We start from the raw sequence: 21,897 nt of genomic DNA on the forward strand, positions 1-21,897 counted from the left end.
GTACGGAGGAATGTTATGCGATTACTATATATAGCCGCCGGATCTAAGACGCTGTCTGAAGTAGACCCGAACATGATTAGCGCGTTCCAGCAGCTCCAAAAAGAGCGCCCATCGTTTGCTTTCAAAGCTGTTTCTTCTCGCCGCGAGCCGCTGCAGCGCTTGCAGGCGACGATCGACTCTTTTCGTCCCGATGTCGTCATTGCCTTTAAAGGGGCCTCTTCTCCTGTGATTGTCGAACGGTTGAAGTCGAAAGGAATCCCCGTCGGCCTGTTTGTCGTCGACGACCCGCACAATTTGAAAAAACACAAGCAAAAAGCGCGGTCCTTTGACTTCGTCATGACGCAAGAAGCGAGTTGCGTCCCGTTTTATCGCCGGCACAAAAAACCGGCCCTACACTTGCCGCTCGCCGTGAACCCGGAAAAATACTACCCGCGCGCAGTAGCGAAAAAATACGAGTCAGACATTTGCTTTGTCGGCAGCGCCCTACCCGTTAGGCTCGCGCTGTTCGACAAATTAGCACCCTTTTTGCAAAAGAAAAAGTTTGTCATCGTCGGGCGCTGGTGGGAGCAGCTAAAAAAATATGCCCAGTTGCAGCGGCACATTCGCAACGAGACGATCCCGCCAGACGAAGTTGCCAAATACTACAACGGCGCCAAAATTGTCCTCAACATACACCGCGACAACAACGACGCAGTGCCGAAGACACACCGTAACGGCAACAGCTACAATTTACCGACGTACACGCCGAACAACCGCACGTTTGACATCGCTGCGTGCCGGGCATTTCAACTGACGAGTGCGCGTCGGGATATAAAAAACTTTTATGCACCTAATGAGGAAATCGTCTGCTTCGATGGAATCGCCGACTTAAAGCAAAAAATAAACTATTATCTCGCCCACGAACAGGAAAGGAAGCGCGTGGCAGCCCTCGCTTACGAACGGACGATGCGCGAACACACGTATGTCAACCGACTGCGCGAGTTTGTCAAACAGTTGGAGGTGACGGTCGTTAAGAAGAGAAACTGAGCGCTCGATATCCCGAGGATCGTTAGAAAACGCAAAGGAGTGTCAGGAAGGGGAACTCAAGTGGTGCTATCGAGAAGGAACGCACGAATTGCCATACGCCACGGGAAGGGGGACGGGACCTGTGCGCCTCTTTTACGTGTCTTCCGGCAAAACGACGTTATCTCACCTTAGTCCGAATATTATCGGCGCGTTTAAACAGCTCGCACGCAAAGAACGACAGTTTCATTTTGACAGTTTGATGCTCAAAGACGGCAAACAGTCTTTGGCGCGCAAACTCGTGCAATTTCGCCCGAACGTCATTCTCGTCTTTGGCCACGATACGCACTCGCCGCAGCTCATCCATCAATTGCGAGCCGCCAAGGTGCCGATCGGTCTATGGGTCGTAAACGACCCGTACAATTTAACGAATTACGAACAAAAAGTACGCTTTTACGATTTTGTCGTTACGCAAGAGGCGAGTTGCGTGTCGTTTTATGAGCAGCGGAACAAACCGTGTATTCACCTCGCGTTAGCGACTAATCCAGCGAACTACTACCCAGCAGAAGTGCCGAGAAAATACGTATCCGACATTTGCTTTATCGGGAACGCTTGGCCAGGGCGCATAAAATTTTTTAACCGGCTGGCACCTTTTCTGTTGCAGAGGCACTTTGTCATTGTCGGTAAGTGGTGGGAAGGACTCGCCCAGTTCAAAAAAATGCACGCACACATTGTCAGTCGGACGATTCCGCCGCAAGAAGTATTAAAATATTATAACGGGGCAAAGATCGTGCTCAATATTCACCGAGACGCTAACGATATCGATAAAAATCCGTACAATATCCCTGCACACACACCGAACAACCGCACGTTCGATATCGCCGCTTGCCGCGCCTTTCAATTGTCGACCGCGCGGGAAGATTTCGCCCAATTTTACGAAATCGGTCGAGAAATGGTCTGCTATCATCACGTCAAAGATTTACAACAGAAAATTGGTTACTATTTACAGCACGGCAACGAACGAAGGCGCATCGCACAGCGGGCGTACAGGCGAACCTTAAGTGACCACACGTATGTCGCCCGGTTACAGCAACTGTTACGATCGTTAGAAGTAAAAGTGCTGCCGCTGAGCCGATAAAACGATGTCGCGCGAACAGCCCCGACTAACTGGATGGATTAACTTTAAAGGTGCTTTATGCATAACATGCACATGAGAAGGCCGATGTGGACATACTAACCTGTTTGTCTATCGTCAATATTGGATATTTTTGGGCGAAGGAGGTTCATAAGGGTGAGAAACAATCGCTTGACGCGAGATAAATACAAAAAGCTTCTTCAACAAAAAGACTTCCTAGACGAACAGCTATCCATATGGAAAGATAAATGCAAACAATTGACGACCGATCACAATCACGTTCAGGAGCAATTGCGACTTTGTGAGAACAAGTACCGCGAAGACGTCGCCGCAAAAGACGAACTCATAAACAGCATGCAAGAGCAACTACAAGTAAAAGAAGCAGCGTGCGAGCAACTGGCGGAAGAGAAAGCGCACGCTCTGGAACAACTGGAAGTCGAGAGACAACAAGGCGCGACTCTTCAGCTCGAAAAAGAACGACTCGCTGAACAACTCGCGAGTAGTGAGGCGAAGTGCACACAATTATTAGCGGAAAAGAAGGAAGCAAACGTAAAAATACGGGAATTTAAACAAGAGGTTCAGCGGACGCGTGCAGAGGAGCGGCAGGAGTACGAGCAGCAGCGACGCGACGTTGCACAACTCGCGGAAGAGAAGGCGGCACTTGAAGCAGAAATAGAACGTCACGCCGAACAGTTACAGACCGCTGAACAGCAATACGGAGAAGCGTTAGAGCGAGCGCGAGCGGAAACGAGCGCGGTGCGCGTCCAGTTAGAAGAAGCGTTAGCGAATCTTGAACGAGTAGCGACGGAAAGAGGACAGCTAGCGGAACAAATAGAGGCGTTAAGGGCGCAATTAGATCACTTGAACGAACGACTCGCAGAGCGCGACGCGCAAAACCGCACACAGTCCGCAGCGAAAGAACAACTGGCGGAGCAACTAAAAGCTAAGGAAACAGCCTACAGGCATTTAACGGAACAACTTCGTCAACAAGAAACATTGAGCGAACAACTAAGGGCAGAGCTCCGTCAAACGCACAAGCGCGCGAACGAGCACAAGCGGAAAAAACAGCAATCGGCGATCAGTTAAAGGAGGCGCACGCTGCGTACGACCAAATCGCGCAGGAAAGAGAGCAGCAGGCAGAGCAACTTCAAGCGAAAGAAGACGCGTATGTGCAGCTGACGACCGAAAAGGAAGACATCGCCAAACAGTTGCAGCAGCAATAGCAAAAAGTGGCGACCGTCGCGCAAGAAAAAGAGCGACTCGCTTCGCTACTTGCCAGTAACGAAGCGGAGTATAGAGAGCGACTAACAGAAAAAGAGCAGACTGTCGCACAGCTACAACGCGAGAAGGAACAGATCATTGGAGAGCAGCAACGCGACCGCGAGCAGCTTACAGAAGAAAAAGCGGCGTGGCAAGCGGAAAACGAGCGCATCGGTGAACAACTGCAAGCTGCTAAAGAGATTTACGAACGAACACTCGAGCAAGCGCAAACGGAACTCAAAGCAGTTAGCGAGCAGATGGAGGAAGCGCGAGTTAAACATGATCAATTAGCGGTGGAAAAAGACCAGCTGATAGAACAGCTTAAACAGTTAACCGATCAGCTTACCCAGAAAGAAGAGCAGTTCCGTGCAGAGCACACAGCCAAAGAACAACTCGCCGAACAACTCGTAGAAAAAGAGACAGAATACGCGCAATTGCTCGCGGAAAAAGAGCAAGCTCTTGCACAGCGGCAACTTTACATCGAGCAACTCACAGAAGAACAGGTGGCTTGGCAAGAGGAAAAACAGCGTATAGACGAACAGTTGCAAATTTGTGAACATAAGTTTGAATTTACGTTAGAACAGGCGCAAGCAGAGAACCAAGAGGTGTACGCTCAGCTAAAGGAAGAGCAGGGCAACTACAAGCGCCTTGCGGGAGAAAAAGAGGCGCTGACGGAAAGGATTGAACAGCTCACGGATCGCATTGAACAATTGAGCAAACGAGTAGAACAGTTGACCGATCGGCTCGCCCAGCAAGAAGAACAGTATCATACAGAAAGCACAGCCAAAGTGCAACTCGCCGAGCAACTAAAAGCTAAAGAAACAGCATATGAGCAACTGGCTGCAGAAAAGGTACGCATCGAAAAACAATTACAAGAGCAGCAGCAAAAAACGGCTGTCACCGCACAAGAAAAAGAGCAGCTCGTCGAACAACTCGTGAGTAACGAAGCGAAGTACACACGCCTGTTAAAAGAAAAGGAGCACATGCTGCTAAACATACAAGAGCTGAACCAAGACATCCAACAGGCGTTACAGCAACTGAAAGAGGACGTCGACGAACATCGCCGGGCGTTAGACGAGAAGGAGCAGGCCCTCAGAGAGCAGCAACGCGATATCCAGTTGCTTGAAGCAGAAAGGGAGAGACTGCTCGCTGAAAAACAGCGTGTCGCCGAACAGTTGCAAACCGCCGAACAAAAATACGAGCGCGCGCAGTCGGAAAAGGTAGAGATGCTCACCAAGTTAGAGAAAAAGGAAAAAGTTTATAGACTTTCCTTGGAAAAACAAGAGAAAAACAAACAAAACTTCGCACCAGAAAAGATGGAACCGGATGAGATCACCGATAAACTAGAAAGATACGAACAACAGTTCCAACAAACCGTCACAGAGAATAAAAAACTCATCGAGAGAATCGAACAAATAGAACAAGCGCTGCAGCACACGCGTGACTTGGAGAACAAACTTCGGGAACAGTTGGAGAAAGAAGAACAGCAGTCGCAACAAGCTAAAGATCGCGAGCTCGACGAACTTAAACAGGAGATCGAGGGCTACCAGCAACAAATACAAGGCCTGAAACAAGAATACAGCGAATCCCTCGCGGAAAAGGAAAGGGACTATGCGGAACTACTCAAGGAGACAGAGCGCATTCGCAAAGACTTGAAAAAGAGTAAACGCTAACCCCCTTTCGATGCTATGAGAGCTGCCCCGAAAACATCCCGTTCTGCTTCTAATAGACGCAGTCGATCGGGATGTTTTCCGATGTCAGGGTGCAGCTCTGTTTCCACTACCCAAGCGCCGTTCGCGTTTGTCTCACCTTACCCATAATATTTGTGTCCGACATGAGTAGCCACTCATCGTTTCGTAAGCGGTAGTTAAAGCGATGGATGCGCGCTTGGACGAAGGGGCTATTCGCGACGTTGGCGATGCTACCGTCCGCGTTCACGCGGTGACGGTAATGAATAATCACCGGGTCACAGTCACAGTGTGCCTGAACGATGGGAGATTGCGGCGTGCGCAGCGTGCGCTTGCGAAGTAGGGGAAAGTTCATCGCGATCGGGAGTTCCGCAAAAGGAAGCGGCGCTTCGGCATAAGCGAGCGTAAGGGTGACCTGCTCGAGGAATTTGGCGTTGTCCATCAATAACGCTTTATGCGCGATCAAGTCTTGTGTATACTTTTTCCACCGCGGATACAAGTCGCGCAGCAGCGGAGTAGGAAAGATTAGGACACCTGTATTGCAATACCATATCGTCGGCTGACCGGAGATTGCCGTCAAATAGTCGCACGGCGGCAATGGCAGGTTGTAATAAATAAATATATCTTCAAACGTTGTCAAGGGAACCGATTGATGGTTCTCTATTTTTGCTTGGAAGTTTTCTCCGGAAATGTAAGCGGACGGGTCGCGCATGACGAGCGTGTCGCAATCTAAAAACATGACCGTGTCGTAGGCGTATATTTCCGGTAATTCGAAGAAACGCAATTTATTCGCGTATGGATATGCGCGGCTGAACCGTTTGACCGTGCGAATGGTAACTTCCCACCGCTCGAGTGCAGCGACAAATGGGGCGTTGCTCCCCTCGACTAAGCAGACGACGATGTCTACGTTCGCGAGACTGCCAGCGAACCAGCGAATAGATTGAATTAAGCGCAAAGCTTCTTGGCGATATTTCGGTTTGTTGTCGACCACGCATCCGATGAGCAACCGCCCGAAAGCCGAAGTTGGTTGTGTTATATGACATTCCCCTTTCTAGCACACGATTCACTTACTGTTATTGTATGAACGTTGTCTCGTTCCGGTACATACCTTTTGGCATACGAGACTAGTACAAAACGTTGAATTTACAAAAAAATAGTCTTTAAAACCGTGGCAAATCTAACTTCTGTACATAGATTAATAGACAAGTATAGTAAAAAAATCCTCTCACGGATCCACTCTATTTTTCGCCGGGTAACTGACGCCCGAAAGGAGGGGTATTGTGGGGCACATACGAGGGATTGGTCGCTTATTAATCGGTTGCGTCACGGAGAACAACACGCGTTACCGCTCGCAAGCGTTACGATTGGTACAGTCGATTCGCTGGTTCGGCGGCAGTCTCAATACAGCCGATGTGATCGTCTGTGTCGTCGAGCAAGCGGACCCGCAGTTCGTGGCCAAGGTTGAGGAATGGGGAGCAAGTGTGCGCATCGTGAAGCGCTTTAGTAAGCGCCATCCGCATTCCAACAAGTTACGTTTCTTCGAGATCCCCGAAATTGATAATTACGATGTCGTGATGTTACTGGATTGCGATACGATTATCGTGCAAGACCCGACAAAATATATTGACGGCAAACATTTACAAGCGGAGATGGCGATGGGAGAGTCGGTGCCGCATCACGTCTTTTTAAAAGTGTTTCAACATTACGACATGAAGATGCCGAATCGCATCTTCGAAACGGCCGTGAACAAACGGCCGATCATCTGGTACTGCAACGCCGGCGTATTAATCTTTCCGCGGACAATCGTGCAATCGTTCTATCCGATCTGGAAGGACTATACGGTGGACATTACGAAAAAGAAAGGTTTACTCGGTGAACACTATTTGTTTTGCGAACAAGTGTCGCTTAGTCTAGCTTATGCAAAACACCCCGTGCCATTTAAAAAACTCCCACTCAGTATGAATTTTCCGCTCACGAACAAGTCGTATAGTAACGTCGTCCAATGCGATCCGGTGATCATTCATTACCATCGGAAGGTCAACAAGTTTGGGTTCATTAAAAATATGACGAAAAGCCCCTCTGCGCAAGACAGAATTGCCGCGTTTAACAGGCAAGCGAGATTGCAGCGCAAAGAAGCGACTGCGCGTTATGGCACTGAAAAGAGCGCTGCAAAAAAAGAAAAACCATCATCATAAGTCGGATGCCTTCCTAGCAAATGCTCATTTTTCTCTCTGGCGTGTAGCATAACTATACCGAAGACGTCGCTACTCCATAGAATGAATTAGAAAGCGAAAGGGAGGTGAGGTGAATGGGACGCTGCCGTAACAACAACCACGATCGGAATCGCTGCCGCCGCAAAATTCGCTGCATCCGTCGCTGTCTCCGCAGATTCCGTGGTCGCTGTAACTGATGCTAACAGAGAAAATCCGCAGTAACTAGCACCCATTACCGGGTGCTTTTTTTAGTCTATTTCTAATTAGTCTATTTCAAAAAAGAAGCGTGCCATACGCCGTACCATTTTCATAGTTTTAATCATAAATTGAGGCAACAGGAGGGTTAAAGTGAATGAAAGGATTAATCTTATGCGCAGGAAAAGGAAGAAGGCTTCAACCGTTGTCGTTTTCGCAAACGAAAGTGATGCTTCCCGTCGCCAACCGACCTGTGCTTTATAACTGCATCGATCAGTTGTTAGAACTAGGGATTCGCGAGATTGGCATTGTCGTCAACCGCGCGCACAAAAGAGAATTAGTTGAAAGATTAGATGACAGCGAGCATGTAGGAGTGACATTTACGTTTATTGAGCAAGCCGAGCCAAGGGGCATCGCCGACGCTGTCAAACAAGCGGAAGCGTTTATCGATCGAGACCCTTTTTTATTGTTGCTAGGTGATAATTTAATACAAGAATCTTTGTTAGCGTTGAAAGAGTCGCTAACCGCTACAAAAAATAACGCTGCCATTCTATTAGCAAAAATGAGATCCCCACAAGATTACGGCATCGCAGAAATTGTCGGGCAAAAAATCGTTCGCCTGGAAGAAAAACCACGCCATCCGAAGTCAGACCTCGCAGTGATCGGCGCTTACGCTTTTGACGAAAACATTTTTCACGCCGTGCACGCGATCGCCCCTTCCAATCGCGGAGAATACGAAATAACGGACGCTTTACAATGGTTAATCGATCGAGGACACGCCGTCACGTATTCCGTAACGAACAAAAAGTATTCCGACGTAGGAACCGTGGAACGGTGGTTGGAAGCGAACCGTTGGATGCTCGATGCGGCTGCCAGTGGCGGGCAAGCTGACCGATATGACACTTCCGAAGGTTGCACAATCATTCCGCCCATAAGTATTGGAAAAGGTTGTCAACTGAAAAATAGTGTCATCGGCCCGTACGTCTCCATAGCCGCCAACGCCAAAATTGAACAGTGCGTTATTGAAAACAGTATCGTACTCGAAAATGTTGAGCTGCAAAATATTCCTCACCCGATCAAAAACAGCGTGTTTGGCGCCAATTCGACTTTGCGTCATCTCAACGCGGAAACGCGCACAGCGAACGTATCCGTCAACGAATGTGTGAGTGAATACGTCTTAGGCAATAAGACGTCCATCATTACTAAAACGAAGCGTGGCGAGCAATAAATGAACATTTTAGTCATTGGTACGGGATATGTCGGCTTAACGACGGGGGTTGTTTTTGCAGCGCAAGGGTTCCAAGTGACAGGACTAGACCTCGATACAGCGAAAATTGCGGCACTCTCTCAAGGGAAACTCTATTTTTACGAAGAAGGGCTAGAAAAATTATTAAAGACGGCACTGCAGGCAGGTAAGATTGCGTTTACGACTGACGCGGAACGGGCAGTGACAGAAAATGACGTCATTTTCCTTTGCGTCGGTACCCCGCAGAATCCTGACGGCAGCGCCAACTTAGATAGTGTTCAACAAGTGGCTCGCGACATTGGGCGCTATATGAACGGCGATAAAATTGTCGCGATCAAAAGCACAGTACCGGTCGGCACGCAGGAGAAAGTCGCGCAGTGGATTTCTGCTGCGCAACAGCAGAAACACACCTTCAGCGTCGCTTCTGTTCCGGAATTTTTCGCGAAGGGAGTGCGCTTCAAGATGCGCTCCATCCCGATCGCGTCGTCATCGGGAGTGCCGATGAACGGGCAACCGTTACACTTAAAAAAATTTATCGCGGGATGAACTGTCCTGTACTCGTCACGAAACCTCGCGCCGCCGAGTTAATCAAGTACACATCTAATGCCTTGTTAGCCACAAAAATTTCTTTTATAAACGAAATCGCGAGGTTATGTGAAAAGTTAGGCGTATCGGTTGAAGAAGTCGCGCGAGGGGTCGCACTCGATCGCCGTATTGGTCCCCACTTTTTACGGGCAGGAATCGGCTTCGGCGGCTCTTGCTTCCCTAAGGATACAGCAGCTTTATTGGACGTCGCTAAGCAACATAACGCCACAGTGGAGATAGTAGAAAAAGCGATCCACGTCAATCAAACACAATACGTGTACTTTCTAGAGAACGCACGGAAAATACTAAGAACGTTTCGTCATAAAAGATTGGCTATATTCGGATTGTCTTTTAAACCGGGAACAGACGATTTGCGAGAGTCTCGCGCACTGTTGCTCATCCAAAAGTTACTCGCTGAGGGCGCTTATGTGAGCGTGCACGACCCGGTAGCTAAGCTGCCGCCAGCGTTACACTCAAGTAACATCGTACAACACGATACAGCGCAACGTACGGCAGCGCACGCGCACGCGATCATCATCTGTACGGAATGGCCCCAATATGAACAGCTAGACTGGCAAAAAATTAGGAAAACGATGGAAACAGCTTACGTATTCGACGGACGCAATATGCTCGATGGCGAAGCGATGAGAGCGATAGGGTTTTACTATCGAGGTATCGGGTGAGAATCGTCTCGGCACGGCGGCATGCGCACGCTGTGCCATAGGAAGTTTTTAACGGTCTGTCGTACGTAGCGTGTGAACGCAAATTTAGTGTAAGGTAAGGTGTTACGAGTGAAGATTATCGTTACCGGTGCGGCCGGTTTCATCGGCTCCCATCTATGTGAAAGGTTACTGGAAGAGGAAGCGAACATCGTCATAGGGATTGACGCATTTGTTAACTCGGCTGAACGATGGATGAAGGAACGGAATATAAATAGGTTAAGGAGTCACCCGCGCTTTTCTTTTTATAACCAAAACTTACTGACGATCGACTGGCAGCGCGTACTGACCGGGGGAGAGGTCGTTTATCACTTGGCGGGCATACCGGGTGTACGCGCCAGCTGGGGACCGAATTTCCACGCGTATGTCACTAACAATATCGTTGTGACACAGAAACTATTAGAAGCTTGCCGGGACCATCCGATTCATAAGTTAATTTATGCATCGACTTCTTCCGTATACGGAGAAAAAAAAGGAATGGTTGCCGAAGACGACACAACAATTCCGCTTTCTCCTTACGGGGTCAGTAAGTTGACTGGCGAACACTTATGTCGCGTCTATAGCGAAAATGAGGGTGTTCCCACCGTGGTCCTGCGCTATTTTACCGTCTTTGGCCCGAGACAGCGCTCCGACATGGCCTTCCATCGCTTTATTATGCAAATGATGGAAAGTAAACCGATCACCGTTTTTGGCGACGGACAACAGACGCGAGACTTTACGTATATTAGTGACTGTGTGGCAGCGACCGCTGCCGTGTTACACGCCGATGACGCGGTTGGGCAAACGATAAATGTCGGTGGAAAAGCGCGCGCTTCGGTCTTAGAGGTCATCCGGCTTATCGAACATCTGATGCAACAAAAAGCTTCTCTCGACTTTCTCGCGACTTCTCGCGGCGAGCCGAAACACACTTGGGCCAACATTGCGAAAGCCGAACGGCTGCTAAACTATGAGCCAAAAATAGACTTAAAAACCGGCTTGGAAAAAGAGATTTCTTATGTTTATCAACTATATAACGGAGGAAAACAATGAAAATCGCCTTTATTTGTACGAACATGCTTCCTGTTCCGTCGATACGCGGAGGGGCGATTCAAATATTAATCGACGGCGTAACGCCGTACATTAGCCGAAAACACGAGCTAACGATTTTTTCAGTGAGCGACCCGGATCTCCCTGAGGAAGAGATTCGGGACGGCGTTCACTATATTCGCCTCCCCCGCGAGGAGTATGTTTCCTGTGTCGCTAAAAAGTTAAGCAGGCGGTCATTCGATGTCATTCACGTCTTTAACCGTCCTGCTGCTGTCCGCGTGTATAAAACTGTTGCGCCAAACAGTCGATTTGTCATCAGCCTGCACAACGAAATGTTCGCCGAGAAAAAAATACAGTACGATCTAGGCCAGGCAACGATCAAAATGGTCAATCAAATCATGACTGTGAGCGATTATATTGGGGAGACGATCAACACGCGGTTTCCTTCCGCGGAAAAAAAAGTGCGAACAGTTTATTCCGGCGTCGATTTGCGCAAATACAAACCGATTTGGACTGACGAGGCGCAACGTGTACGCGAGGAGCTAAGGCGCTCGTACGGGATCGAAAATAAAAAGGTCATTTTATTTACGGGACGCCTAAGCAAAGTGAAAGGTCCAGATGTTTTAATTCAAGCAATGAAACGCGTGATCCAGACGCACGAGGATGCAGTTCTCGTCATTATCGGTGGCAAGTGGTTTAGTGACGACAGCGTGAACGATTATGTCCGATCGCTCCACGAACTCGCGCGACCACTCGGGAACGCGGTTAAGTTCACCAATTATGTGCCCGCTAGTCAAATTCCGTCTCATTTCCTACTCGGAGACGTTTTCGTTTGCAGTTCCCAATGGCAAGAACCGTTGGCCAGAGTGCATTATGAGGCAATGGCGGCCGGACTTCCCGTCATTACGACCAATCGCGGCGGGAACGGCGAAATCGTGAAGCACGGTGAAACAGGGTTTTTAGTGGACGATTACAGCAATCCGCGCGCGTTTGCCGCAGCGATCAACCACGTCTTCTCAAACCCGCAAACAGCGCGTCGGATCGCCGAACAAGGGAGGAGACTGATTGAAAGTAACTTTGATTTTGAGCACGTCGCTAAGCGGTTGGAAGATGTTTATGTCGATGCGATAGGAGCTCGTGTTAAAAAAACAAAGGCGGGTTCTCTGTTATCCGTGTATAAAATGTATGAGTCGATCGAAAAAGCTCCTTCTGACCAAAAATCGCATGACCGCAAAGGAAATAAACCTTCTTCGCGGAAGAATGAGTCGCGTGGAGAAATTCCCGCCGTCGAAAAAACGCATCACCATAAAAGAAATAAGCCTTCTTCGCGGAAGAATGAGTCGCGTCGAGCAACTCCCGCCGTCGAAAAACCGCATCAGCGTAAAAGAAATAAGCCTCTTTCGCGGAAGAGAGCAACTCCCGCTGTTGAAAAACTGCATCACCGTAATAGAAACAATCCTCCTTATGGAAAAAGAGGATGGGGTAAAAAAAAAGAAGGCGAAACCGCGGCCAGAGGAACAAAAGATAATCGCTATACGAACAGTGATCACCTGAAGCAGTCGAAGAGTACTTACTCGGATTCACGCGAGAGGTTGGACGCTTTACAAAAGCGTATCGAAGCGTCACTGAGAGCGATCCGCGACATGAGCAAACAGTAAACAATCGTCGGCAAACACTAGCAATGTGACACACCTCTGTCCGTTTCACCGTTTTATCTGTTTGATCTGTAGCGAAGTTTTGTAAGTGATGATAAGTGAGGGAAAAGCGATATGACTAAGCATACGAAACGACCGAAGCGCACCGACCCGATAGATGAACAGCGACACCTTGCGGAAGTCTTGCAGGCGTACCCTTTAAAAATTAAAGCAATAAATCTCATATCGGATAAAGGGAAAAAAGCGGTTTGGGAGATTGTCACGACAAAAGGGTCGATGATCTTAAAAAAATCGCCTGCGCTCGAAAATCGATTAATTTTTATTAACGCAGCAACCCGCCATTTGCTTGCCAACAATGTCCTCGTTCCCGATGTGATCTTAACCTCTTCAGGGAGCGACTACGCGGCGGCTAACGAGAATTTGTATGTGATGACAAAATATGTGACTGGTTCGCGCCTTAATTATGAATCGCCGCACGATCTAAAGGCAATGATGCAAGGATTGGCTCTGTTTCATAAGGGATCGCGGCATTTCTCGCCGCCTCCTGAATCGCGTATACGCAGTCACCTCGGATTGTGGGAAAAGTCGTATCTAAAAAAGCTAGATAAGTTAGAGCAGTACAAGATTTTGGCCGGCAGCGACAGCGGCTCGTTTTCAAAGAAGTTCCTTTCTGCCGTAGATCACTTCATTGAACAAGGGCGGCGCACGCTAGAAATCATCCGCAGCCCGGTTTACGAGGAATGGGTTGAGAAAGTAAAAGAGACCGGCAACCTCTGCCACCAAGATTACGCGGAAGGCAACTTGCTGCTCACAAAGAAAGGCGTCGTCGCTTTTGATATGGATAGCATTACGATCGATGTCCCCGCAAGAGATTTAAGGAAAATCCTCAATAAAGTTATGAAGAAACACGATTGGGATCTCGAGCGAACGATCCACATGTTAGCGGCTTACCAAGAGATCCACCCGTTAACTGCCGATGAATACGACGTACTGTACGCCGATGTGCTCTTTCCGAATTTATTTTACGGCATCGGGAGTAAATACTATAACCTCAGAGCGACGGATTGGGGTATGGCTAAGATCGTCGAGAAGTTAGAAATGATCGTCAAGATCGAAACACAGAAAGAGGCGGTGCTCGCAAAGTGGAAGAAAATCGTCAAAAAGGTCAGCGGATGAGTACGACAGCCGCTGACCTTTTTGTTGTTTTTTTTGCGCCTCGTCGATCGTCCATACGCGTTCCAGCGGCGCTGAATACAATACGGTATATTGTGTAGGGGAGATGCTCAAGATGACTCAATTGAAAGGGCCTGTCGTCGTCGGGGGGGTAGGGGGAAGCGGGACGCGAGTCGTTGCCGAAGTGTTAAAGGCACTCGGTTTTTATATGGGAAACTTAAACACCGCTAACGACAATAAACAGTTTGCCACGCTGTTCCGCAGACCCAAATGGTTTAAGCGGCAAGCAAAGCAGAATGCTCAAGCGATCTATCAGGCGTTGCAAACGTTTGAACAGGAAATGGACATCGCCCGTTTAGATCGGTCGTCCTATGTCGGGTGGGGATGGAAAAACCCTGTCACCCATATTTATTTGCCATACTTAAACAATTACTTCCCTGAGTTGAAGTACATTCACGTCATTAGACACGGGTTGGATATGGCGTTTAGCGGTAATAAAAAGCAACTACAACTTTGGGGTAAACTGTACAATGTGAACGCGCCGAAGACGAAGGATGACGCGCCAGCAAGAGCTCTCGACTACTGGATCACTTCTAACAATAAAGCGATTCAGCGCGGCAACAAGCTGTTAGGTGAGCGCTTTTTGATCGTAAAATACGACGACTTGTGCCACAACCCCGAGCGCGTCATCAAGGAAATCGTCGCCTTCGTAGAAGTCGATCGTCCACGCGTCAACATCGAAAACTTATGTAAGCTAGTCAAAGCGCCGAATTCGATCGGTCGGTATAAACAGCACGACTTGCGCGTGATTGAGCAACGTCAAATTGACGCTGTACGGAAATTAGGTTTTGACGTCAAACAGTAATAGGGTGAGTGTCATCACCACTTACTGCGTGACTGACGCATTCACCCATAGGAAAGCAAGAAAGCATTCAGCGCACTTGTACGAGTCCAGAACCTGTCCAGGGATCTTTGCAGCGGGGGAGCAAGTCGATTGCGCGAGCTTGTAATACTTTTTTAACGAGGGCCACCGACGCTGTCGGGTAGGTCCGTTTTAAAATGGCGGCAGCGCCAGTGACATGAGGAGCAGCCATTGACGTCCCGCTCAATATGGCGTAGCGACTTCCAGTGTACGTACTTAAAATGTTCACTCCTGGCGCGGCAAGATCGACGGCAGGGCCGGTCGCAGAAAAAGGGGCGCGCGCATTTTTGTAATCGAGCGCTGCTACGGCAATCACTGTCGGCAGTCGGCCGGGAATGACGACGGTATCGCCTCGTCCCGACACCGTACCCGAGTTGCCCGCCGCTGCGACGACGATCATCCCACGATTCACCGCTGCCGCGATCGTTCTCGAAAGGATGGGGGGAACTACTTTGCCGCCGCTAACACTAATATTGATGATGTCCATACGGTTGCGGATGGCCCACTCAATCCCTTTGATGAGCGTCGCTAAAGTGCCTGTACCTCTTTCGTTTAACACTTTAATTGCATAAAGGGATACAGCGGGAGCGACGCCTACCGGATGGTTGTAAGCACCGATAATGCCGGCGACGTGTGTGCCGTGTCCGTTGTCGTCTTGCGGTGGTTTGGACGGGTATAAAAGGTTGATGCCTCCCTTTATGTTGACCCGTAAATCCGGGTGATTAAGGTCAATGCCAGTATCAATCACACCGATGCGAATGCGCTCGCCTTTGTTCGGACGCATCCGCCCACCCAGGACACGGGCGATGTTCCAAGTCGTCCATTGGCCGTGGGCCTTTTTTTTTGTTTTAAGTAATCCGTAGGAGAGTACTGTTTTTATTTTCGGAGATGGAAGCGAAACTGGGCGATCGCATTCAAACGCGGCAATGTGTGGATCGGCCACGATGTGTACCAGTTGTTTGTTAGAAAGATTGTACCTCATATGCATCACCTCTTATTGGTAGTGTATGAGGTAATTAATAGAAGAGATTGGACGAAGCTCGCATTGTCAACTATTTTTTTGTAAAAGGGGCGAAGAAAGGGATATAAAATTCCGGATACCTTCATATAATATTAGAAAATGGAAACGACAAGAACTAGCAGTGATCAACGGATTTATCTAGTTTTAATCACGTTCAAAAAGGGTCGAACCAATTTTTGCAGAGGGTAAAGTTCTCAAAAAGAATGAAAAGGGGAGAAAAAGCAATGACGAAAATCGTGATTGACCCCGGGCACGGCGGTACAGATCCGGGGGCGACAAACGGTAGTCACCAGGAGAAAACATTCACACTGGCGATTGCACTTAAGGTGCGCGATTATTTACAGAGTCGCTACCGAGCAACGGTGCTCATGACACGGACGACCGACAAAACTGTCTCATTGCCCGAACGGAGCAACTTTGCAAACCGGGAGCGGGCGGATTACTTCTGTTCCATCCACATCAACTCGGGTCGGGGGACAGGGTGGGAAAGTTTCATTTACAATGGCACAGTTAATAACGCCACGATCCAAGCGCAACAAACGATTCACCAATACGTCATGAGCGTTCTATCTGGCAAATACGGAGTACGCGATCGAGGCAAAAAGCGGGATAATTTTCACGTGTTGCGCGAGACGACGATGCCAGCGATCTTATTGGAAAACTTATTCATCGACACGACGGAAGACTTAAACCTGTTGAATAACCATACGTTTATCGCTGATCTGGCTAACGCGATCGGCGAAGGCCTCGCCCGTGCCCTCTCGTTAGCCCCAGCGAATCCAAAGATGTACAAAGTGATTGCCGGATCTTTTAAAAATAAACAAAACGCGCTCGACCGGGTACAACATTTGCAAAAACACGGCATTTCATCGTTCGTGGTCGAAGTGACGATTTCCGGTGAGAAATGGTACCGCGTGCAAGCTGGTGCTTTTCGCGATCGAAGCAATGCCGAAGCACGGCTGCGGGAAGTGCAAAAAACTGGCGTCACAGACGCTTTCATATTGGAGTAATAGAACTATTGAGTGGTACGAGTAAATGATGGGTGTCGTGCGATGTGTTATCGATTGGTGGCTAAGCCGCAGCAGTCTATACCGCCGATGAATGGTACAGGTCCAATAATGTCGCGGTTAGACATTATTGGACCGATCGACAACATTTATAACGCTAATGTCACTTAAAAAATTGGAAGTCTTTTCCGATCTAGGTCTTTTTACATCTACTTCACCAAGTGTTTATACGTCCGTATCGGTTTCTTCGCTAGGTGTCATCTGCTCGGATGCCTCTAACGGCTGTTCTTGTGATTCACATCTTTGGTTCGCTTTTCCGCGTCTCGTTTTTGTTGTCGTGTGTGTCGCTTGCTTTTTCGCGGTGCGCCTTTTTTTGCGGCGCTTTTTTTTCGTATCCATATTTCTCACCTCTCTTACGACGTAGGTAAATTAACGGCATACTAAATCTTATGCTATCTAACATAAACGGATTGGACGTCTACTACCGTGGCTTTCGCGGATTATATGTACAAAAATACGGTGCCCTCAAAAAAGACGATATGTGCTTATGACATACCGTTTATCACACATTTGATTGCGTGTGACATACGATATAACAGGAGTTTACCTACCTGTTTTAATGAGGAGGAAGATGATGACACACATCGTCCCACACGGGGGACAATTAATCGACCGGTTAGCTTCGAAAGATATGAAACGTACGCTTTTAGGAGAAGCGAACAAGTACAAACGGCTGACGATTGACGCGTGGACGTATGCCGATTTGGAGTGTATCGGCATCGGCGCTTTTTCGCCGCTCACCGGCTTTTTACCGGAGAGAGACTATGTAAGTGTCGTTAACGACATGCGCTTAGTGAGCGGGGACGTGTGGACGATCCCGATCACCCTTGCTGTGGCCGACGATGTAGCGTCTGGGTTGCAGTTAGGCGAGAAAGTGTGTCTCGTTTACGGAGGTGTACCCGTCGCAATTTTGCAAGTCGACGATCGCTATCGACCGGACAAAGAACGCGAAGCAACCCGTGTTTACGGTACGAGGGACTGCAATCACCCTGGGGTGAAACGACTGCTTTCACAGCCAAACACATATTTAGGGGGACCTATTACGCTGTTAGAGCGGCAACCGCATCGTTTTCCGGCGTACAATTTTACCCCGCGCGAAACGCGGGCGATGTTTCAAGCGCGCGGTTGGGGACAAGTCGTCGGCTTTCAAACGAGAAATCCGATTCACCGCGCACACGAGTACATTCAAAAAACGGCTCTCGAGACGGTTGACGGGTTGTTTATTCAACCGTTAATCGGCGAGACGAAAGTGGGCGATATCCCAGCCTCCGTCAGGATGAGGAGTTATGAAGCGTTGCTCAACAATTATTATCCGGCGGATCGAGTGATCCTCGGCGTCTATCCGGCAGCGATGCGCTACGCGGGGCCGCGGGAGGCGGTCTTTCATGCCTTAGTACGAAAAAATTACGGGTGTACGCGCTTTATCGTCGGGAGAGATCACGCCGGCGTGGGGAATTATTACGGCACATACGATTCGCAACACATTTTTCGCACGTTTCGCGCAGACGAAATCGGGATCGAACCGATGTGTTTCGAAAACAGCTTTTACTGCCTGAAATGCGCGGGAATGGCTTCGGAAAAAACGTGCCCACACAAGGAAGAAGAGCGAGTCATCTTATCCGGGACGAAAGTGCGGCGTATGTTGCAAATGGGAAAAATGCCCCCGACCGAGTTTAGCCGCCCCGAAGTGGTAAAAATTTTAATCAAAGGGTATCGGCAGCCAGGAGAGTAAATACATCCTGCTGCCGTATCCGCTTTTTCATTTCCAGTTCCCCCATATTACTTGTTCTACCACTCATAAAGACGAATGAAAACGTGGGATGACTGTTAGTAGTTGTAGCATCAATCCACTTCTAGCTTTTTCATACTGACATTGTCGAGATCGATATGTGCGGCATTGATGGCACTGTTATTATAAATTCCTAGGGTGAGCATACGTCTTCCCGACGCGACACTGAGTACGCGCATCGTAAACTTCGTATAAAATTTCGTAGAGATGGTCGTCCCAGTTAAGGACATACTGCTCGGATAAAAACTAGCGACGAATACCATTTCCTTCGACGTACCGCCACGCCGCCGCAAATAGCCTTGTACTTCGTACAAACCGGCTTTAACGAGTGGGAGGGTCTGCGATAAGTACGTCACGTCTTTTGCTGGCGTCGTAAAAGCAAAACTATAGTTGCCGGACATCTGGTGGACAATCGGGCGATGTTCGACTGCGCCACTCCCTTTGAGACGCCAAGGATACAGTGCCCCTGTTTCAAAACCTCCGTTTCTCACAATGTTTTCCTCGGGGACCGATTCTATTTTTGAAACGTGCAAGACGTTTATCATTCGCTTTGCACCACCTTTTTTATTGACGCTATATCGTATGCCAGGCCCGGCGTAAGGTGATAGGTTTGGGGAGTAAGAAAGGGCGTCTGCCGCAAGGGCTGTTTAGAAGGGGATTGTTCATTTGTAAGCAACAAATGTAAGCAACAAAAAAAGGTGGCTCACGTCGATCAGGGCTGACAGCTGGAGCCACCTTACGTCCGCACGCTTTGCCTCTTTATTAGGGTTGCTGCTTTATTAGGAGCTACTCGAAGAACTGCTAGACGAACTGCTACTACTAGATGAGCTCTCCCACCAGCCGTAGCGGTGGTGGTGACCGTGGTGATGGTGGTGGTAGTGACCTTTTAGCATATGTTTCATCATTCTTCTCTCCATTTTATGGCACATTTTCATATAATGATACATTTCGCGTAAGGTGTGCTTATCGTGCGGCATATCATACGGTGCGTAATGTTCGGGCATGTACCCATGGTAGTGTTCCACACAAGTTCCTCCTTTTTTGCGTAGTCCTCATGACCGTTTCACAGTATCGTATGAATGACTAACGGCTTTTGTCACCGTGGGGGCAGCCTATTTGTCAATTGGTGGAGCACGTGCGAGACAGCTGCGCGAGAAGGTGTTCCTTGATGAGTTCTTGTTGAATTGTTTCTGTAAGTTTTGCAAACTGCGGGCCTCGGTCGCCTTTTTTGTCGAGGTAGCGCCTGGTACGGTTGTACAGACGTCGTGGAAACGCCAAGTAAGAAACGAACATTGTCCACTCTGCGTCGGTGAGTGAACGCGGTAGGCACGAGAGGTACGCTTTCAAAAATGTATAGGCGACATGCGGGTGCCATTTGTACCGAGGCGCGTGGTACTGTAGGAGCTGTGCGAGATCCATCACGCGGTCGGTGTAAACAAATGTTTCAAAATCGATCAACCAAATGCGCTTTTTTTTGTCTAACATAATATTTTTCCGGTGCAAGCCGCCGTGGCACCACGTCGCCGCATCTGGCTCCATTTGTAGTAAGCGCTGTGGGGAAAGGTGTTTGATCGTTTGATAGGCGAGAGAACAGCGGTTGAGTAAAAAGTTCACTTGCCCCGGTGCTAAAATGTGGGGGGAGAGGGCTTGTTTACCAGCTACTTGCATCTGTTTCATTCGCAATATATTTTTGTAGATTTCCTGCAACAATGCGTGGCGCGTTCCCCAGAGGAAGCGGTCACTGTTCGCTGTAGGCGGTCCGATGTGACGCGACGCGCGGTGGAAGTCAGCTAGCGCGATGCCTATTTTTTCTAGGTAGGGAAAACTATTGCGCGGTACTTCACGTAAGTCGAGCCACTCTTCCATAAAATACGCCTCACCACCGTGGTGCATGAGTAGCTCACCAGCTTGCGTGAGGGTGAGACCGGGTACGCGCGTGAAGCCGTTTTGTTTTATCTGTTGCAAACAGCTGGCGATGAACGGGAGATCTAACAGTTCTTCGGCATTTTTGAAGCCGTATACGCCTTGAGACGTCGTCACTTTGTATACGGCGCGTACTTTTTCCAATGAGTAGACGTCCAGCTGGTAGTGTTTGCCGATCAGTGTGCGCACGAGGTCTGGACTGATGCGGACGTCCGCTTTAACTTTAATCATATGTGTCACCCTTTTTGGTATGGGCCGCATAAATACGCCTTGTATTGGGACAACAGTTCCATGTACGGAGGTTTTGGCTGTAAGTCAGGTTTTTTCGCGCGGGCCACAGCTAATGCTTGCTCTCTATTCCAACCGAATCGCTGCATGTAAAAGGCCGCCAAGATAAAGCCGAGGCGGTTAATTCCTCCAGTCTCGTGTACGTGCATGACGTATCCCATGTCAAAAAACGTGTTCATCGTTTGCATGAGTGTCACGACCCACTGCACGTGTGGCGCCTGTTTATCTAAAAGAGGTGCCCAAAGAAAGAGTTTGCCGGGGATCGCTCGAGGCGGGTGGTCCTGAGCGGTACGTACGTTCAAGATGACGTCCATGTGCTCCAAGATAAAGGCCCAGCTTTTGTCGTCGTCTATTTTTCCACCCGCATAGAGGGCGTGTGGGATCATTTCGACGATACGCATCGTAAGTGGTCCCCTCTATTTGCGGGGCGCGTACACTCCGAGATAGCCGTGGGTGATCAGGTGATCGACGACGTTGACAGCGGCTTCCTCGGAGGAACATTTATTCGTCTCGATGGTCAATTCTGCTGCGGCCGGTTCCTCGTAATAGTGAATCGTTGCTGGGTGGCGCCGGTACTTTTCCCGCGTATCGCGGTCGAGCCGTACGTCGAGTGGACATTTTAAGTACACTTCGACAAAGTCGGCGATTTCGTTGCGAGCGACGTCCCGCATTTTTTGCAAACGCCCGACAGAAGAAATGAGGACAATGACGTCGTATTTATACAGTAGTTTGGCGATATAAATGAGGTTCGTACACTTTTGCACTTGTCTCGTTTCCCAGTCCGGACTTAAATCTTTCGTCAATGAACGCGGCAATTCATCGCTGTCAAGAATTTCTACGGCGTGGCCGCTTTGTTCGATGTATCGCGCAACGAGTTTGCTAATTGTCGTTTTTCCGGCGTTCGGAAAGCCGGTGAACCAGATGACAAATCCTTTTCCCACCGCCAATCCTCCTTCGCAAGGCTTTTATCTTAGCGTATTCAAGTGGCAT

General features: G+C 48.8%; 23 protein-coding genes. 14 read left to right on the forward strand and 9 right to left on the reverse strand.

Going from position 1 to position 21,897, the window contains the following annotated elements; genetic code table 11:
- Positions 1-15 precede the first annotated feature (15 nt).
- From BN1247_RS06835 to BN1247_RS06845, 3 genes are all read left to right on the forward strand, one after another.
- The gene (locus tag BN1247_RS06835) at positions 16-1,026 is read left to right on the forward strand and encodes a CgeB family protein (RefSeq protein ID WP_054949714.1); all 1,011 of its coding nucleotides are present in this window, start codon (positions 16-18) and stop codon (positions 1,024-1,026) included.
- Between the two features lie 121 nt (positions 1,027-1,147).
- On the forward strand, positions 1,148-2,140 hold the full coding sequence (locus BN1247_RS06840; RefSeq protein ID WP_054949715.1) for a CgeB family protein: 993 nt from the start codon (positions 1,148-1,150) through the stop codon (positions 2,138-2,140).
- 153 nt (positions 2,141-2,293) lie between these two features.
- Positions 2,294-3,223 (forward strand): coiled-coil domain-containing protein, encoded by a 930-nt coding sequence (locus tag BN1247_RS06845; RefSeq protein WP_054949716.1) that lies wholly within the window; start codon positions 2,294-2,296, stop codon positions 3,221-3,223.
- On the opposite strand, the gene BN1247_RS17955 is transcribed toward BN1247_RS06845, so the two are convergent.
- Positions 3,220-3,384 carry a hypothetical protein gene (locus BN1247_RS17955; protein WP_187119738.1) on the reverse strand — a complete coding sequence of 55 codons (165 nt, stop codon included), beginning with the start codon at positions 3,382-3,384 and terminating at the stop codon, positions 3,220-3,222. The genes BN1247_RS06845 and BN1247_RS17955 overlap by 4 nt on opposite strands.
- On the opposite strand from BN1247_RS17955, the gene BN1247_RS06850 reads away from it, so the two are divergent.
- Positions 3,367-5,070 (forward strand): coiled-coil domain-containing protein, encoded by a 1,704-nt coding sequence (locus BN1247_RS06850; protein WP_054949717.1) that lies wholly within the window; start codon positions 3,367-3,369, stop codon positions 5,068-5,070. The genes BN1247_RS17955 and BN1247_RS06850 overlap by 18 nt on opposite strands.
- Before the next feature lie 106 nt (positions 5,071-5,176).
- Here BN1247_RS06850 and BN1247_RS06855 read toward each other — a convergent pair whose 3' ends face one another.
- The gene (locus BN1247_RS06855; protein WP_054949718.1) at positions 5,177-6,076 is read right to left on the reverse strand and encodes a glycosyltransferase family protein; all 900 of its coding nucleotides are present in this window, start codon (positions 6,074-6,076) and stop codon (positions 5,177-5,179) included.
- Positions 6,077-6,365: 289 nt separating this feature from the next.
- On the opposite strand from BN1247_RS06855, the gene BN1247_RS06860 reads away from it, so the two are divergent.
- The 8 genes from BN1247_RS06860 to BN1247_RS06890 all read left to right on the forward strand — a co-directional run bounded on the left by BN1247_RS06860 (position 6,366) and on the right by BN1247_RS06890 (position 14,762).
- Entirely contained in the window at positions 6,366-7,280 is a 915-nt protein-coding gene (locus BN1247_RS06860; protein WP_054949719.1) for a glycosyltransferase family protein, read from the forward strand.
- A 370-nt stretch (positions 7,281-7,650) separates the two neighbouring features.
- A complete protein-coding gene (locus tag BN1247_RS06865; RefSeq protein ID WP_074011068.1) occupies positions 7,651-8,721 on the forward strand; it encodes a sugar phosphate nucleotidyltransferase in 1,071 nt (356 codons plus the stop codon).
- Positions 8,722-9,285 carry an NAD(P)-binding domain-containing protein gene (locus BN1247_RS18495; RefSeq protein ID WP_315969591.1) on the forward strand — a complete coding sequence of 188 codons (564 nt, stop codon included), beginning with the start codon at positions 8,722-8,724 and terminating at the stop codon, positions 9,283-9,285.
- On the forward strand, positions 9,228-10,007 hold the full coding sequence (locus BN1247_RS18500) for a nucleotide sugar dehydrogenase (protein ID WP_315969687.1): 780 nt from the start codon (positions 9,228-9,230) through the stop codon (positions 10,005-10,007). Before BN1247_RS18495 ends, BN1247_RS18500 begins: the two co-directional genes overlap by 58 nt.
- Positions 10,008-10,115: 108 nt before the next feature.
- Entirely contained in the window at positions 10,116-11,072 is a 957-nt protein-coding gene (locus BN1247_RS06875; RefSeq protein WP_054949720.1) for an NAD-dependent epimerase/dehydratase family protein, read from the forward strand.
- On the forward strand, positions 11,069-12,727 hold the full coding sequence (locus BN1247_RS06880; protein WP_074011070.1) for a glycosyltransferase family 4 protein: 1,659 nt from the start codon (positions 11,069-11,071) through the stop codon (positions 12,725-12,727). Before BN1247_RS06875 ends, BN1247_RS06880 begins: the two co-directional genes overlap by 4 nt.
- 111 nt (positions 12,728-12,838) lie before the next feature.
- Positions 12,839-13,900, forward strand: a complete 1,062-nt coding sequence (locus tag BN1247_RS06885; protein ID WP_054949721.1) for a CotS family spore coat protein — start codon at positions 12,839-12,841, stop codon at positions 13,898-13,900.
- A 112-nt stretch (positions 13,901-14,012) separates the two neighbouring features.
- On the forward strand, positions 14,013-14,762 hold the full coding sequence (locus tag BN1247_RS06890) for a sulfotransferase family protein (protein ID WP_054949722.1): 750 nt from the start codon (positions 14,013-14,015) through the stop codon (positions 14,760-14,762).
- A 67-nt stretch (positions 14,763-14,829) separates the two neighbouring features.
- Here the strand turns inward: BN1247_RS06890 and BN1247_RS06895 are convergent, their stop codons facing one another.
- Positions 14,830-15,801 (reverse strand): S8 family peptidase, encoded by a 972-nt coding sequence (locus BN1247_RS06895; protein WP_054949723.1) that lies wholly within the window; start codon positions 15,799-15,801, stop codon positions 14,830-14,832.
- Positions 15,802-16,064: 263 nt separating this feature from the next.
- Here BN1247_RS06895 and BN1247_RS06900 point away from each other — a divergent pair, with 263 nt between their 5' ends.
- On the forward strand, positions 16,065-16,850 hold the full coding sequence (locus tag BN1247_RS06900; protein ID WP_074011071.1) for an N-acetylmuramoyl-L-alanine amidase: 786 nt from the start codon (positions 16,065-16,067) through the stop codon (positions 16,848-16,850).
- A gap of 222 nt (positions 16,851-17,072) precedes the next feature.
- Here the strand turns inward: BN1247_RS06900 and BN1247_RS17645 are convergent, their stop codons facing one another.
- Entirely contained in the window at positions 17,073-17,246 is a 174-nt protein-coding gene (locus BN1247_RS17645) for a hypothetical protein (protein WP_157360852.1), read from the reverse strand.
- Positions 17,247-17,481: 235 nt separating this feature from the next.
- Between BN1247_RS17645 and sat the strand changes: the two genes are divergently transcribed.
- Positions 17,482-18,639, forward strand: coding sequence for a sulfate adenylyltransferase (gene sat / locus BN1247_RS06905; protein ID WP_054949724.1), 1,158 nt, complete (start codon positions 17,482-17,484; stop codon positions 18,637-18,639).
- Positions 18,640-18,749: 110 nt separating this feature from the next.
- On the opposite strand, the gene BN1247_RS06910 is transcribed toward sat, so the two are convergent.
- From BN1247_RS06910 to BN1247_RS06925, 5 genes are all read right to left on the reverse strand, one after another.
- Entirely contained in the window at positions 18,750-19,241 is a 492-nt protein-coding gene (locus BN1247_RS06910; protein WP_054949725.1) for a hypothetical protein, read from the reverse strand.
- A 234-nt stretch (positions 19,242-19,475) separates the two neighbouring features.
- Positions 19,476-19,721 carry a hypothetical protein gene (locus tag BN1247_RS17650; protein WP_147675200.1) on the reverse strand — a complete coding sequence of 82 codons (246 nt, stop codon included), beginning with the start codon at positions 19,719-19,721 and terminating at the stop codon, positions 19,476-19,478.
- A gap of 94 nt (positions 19,722-19,815) precedes the next feature.
- Positions 19,816-20,850, reverse strand: a complete 1,035-nt coding sequence (locus BN1247_RS06915) for a phosphotransferase (RefSeq protein WP_054949726.1) — start codon at positions 20,848-20,850, stop codon at positions 19,816-19,818.
- 5 nt (positions 20,851-20,855) lie between these two features.
- Positions 20,856-21,308, reverse strand: a complete 453-nt coding sequence (locus BN1247_RS06920) for a dual specificity protein phosphatase family protein (RefSeq protein WP_054949727.1) — start codon at positions 21,306-21,308, stop codon at positions 20,856-20,858.
- A 15-nt stretch (positions 21,309-21,323) separates the two neighbouring features.
- On the reverse strand, positions 21,324-21,848 hold the full coding sequence (locus BN1247_RS06925) for an adenylyl-sulfate kinase (RefSeq protein WP_054949728.1): 525 nt from the start codon (positions 21,846-21,848) through the stop codon (positions 21,324-21,326).
- Positions 21,849-21,897: the final 49 nt, after the last annotated feature.

It is taken from the genome of Numidum massiliense, from assembly GCF_001375555.1.
GTDB lineage: Bacteria > Bacillota > Bacilli > Thermoactinomycetales > Novibacillaceae > Numidum > Numidum massiliense.

Excerpts from the sequence above, each read along its gene's own strand:
- BN1247_RS06835 (WP_054949714.1), top strand. The coding sequence starts at position 16 with ATGCGATTACTATATATAGCCGCCGGATCTAAGACGCTGTCTGAAGTA.
- BN1247_RS06865 (WP_074011068.1), top strand. The coding sequence starts at position 7,651 with ATGAAAGGATTAATCTTATGCGCAGGAAAAGGAAGAAGGCTTCAACCG.
- BN1247_RS18495 (WP_315969591.1), top strand. The coding sequence starts at position 8,722 with ATGAACATTTTAGTCATTGGTACGGGATATGTCGGCTTAACGACGGGG.
- BN1247_RS06880 (WP_074011070.1), top strand. The coding sequence starts at position 11,069 with ATGAAAATCGCCTTTATTTGTACGAACATGCTTCCTGTTCCGTCGATA.
- BN1247_RS06885 (WP_054949721.1), top strand. The coding sequence starts at position 12,839 with ATGACTAAGCATACGAAACGACCGAAGCGCACCGACCCGATAGATGAA.
- BN1247_RS06890 (WP_054949722.1), top strand. The coding sequence starts at position 14,013 with ATGACTCAATTGAAAGGGCCTGTCGTCGTCGGGGGGGTAGGGGGAAGC.
- BN1247_RS06895 (WP_054949723.1), bottom strand. The coding sequence starts at position 15,801 with ATGAGGTACAATCTTTCTAACAAACAACTGGTACACATCGTGGCCGAT.
- BN1247_RS06900 (WP_074011071.1), top strand. The coding sequence starts at position 16,065 with ATGACGAAAATCGTGATTGACCCCGGGCACGGCGGTACAGATCCGGGG.
- BN1247_RS17645 (WP_157360852.1), bottom strand. The coding sequence starts at position 17,246 with ATGGATACGAAAAAAAAGCGCCGCAAAAAAAGGCGCACCGCGAAAAAG.
- sat (WP_054949724.1), top strand. The coding sequence starts at position 17,482 with ATGACACACATCGTCCCACACGGGGGACAATTAATCGACCGGTTAGCT.
- BN1247_RS06910 (WP_054949725.1), bottom strand. The coding sequence starts at position 19,241 with ATGATAAACGTCTTGCACGTTTCAAAAATAGAATCGGTCCCCGAGGAA.
- BN1247_RS06915 (WP_054949726.1), bottom strand. The coding sequence starts at position 20,850 with ATGATTAAAGTTAAAGCGGACGTCCGCATCAGTCCAGACCTCGTGCGC.
- BN1247_RS06920 (WP_054949727.1), bottom strand. The coding sequence starts at position 21,308 with ATGCGTATCGTCGAAATGATCCCACACGCCCTCTATGCGGGTGGAAAA.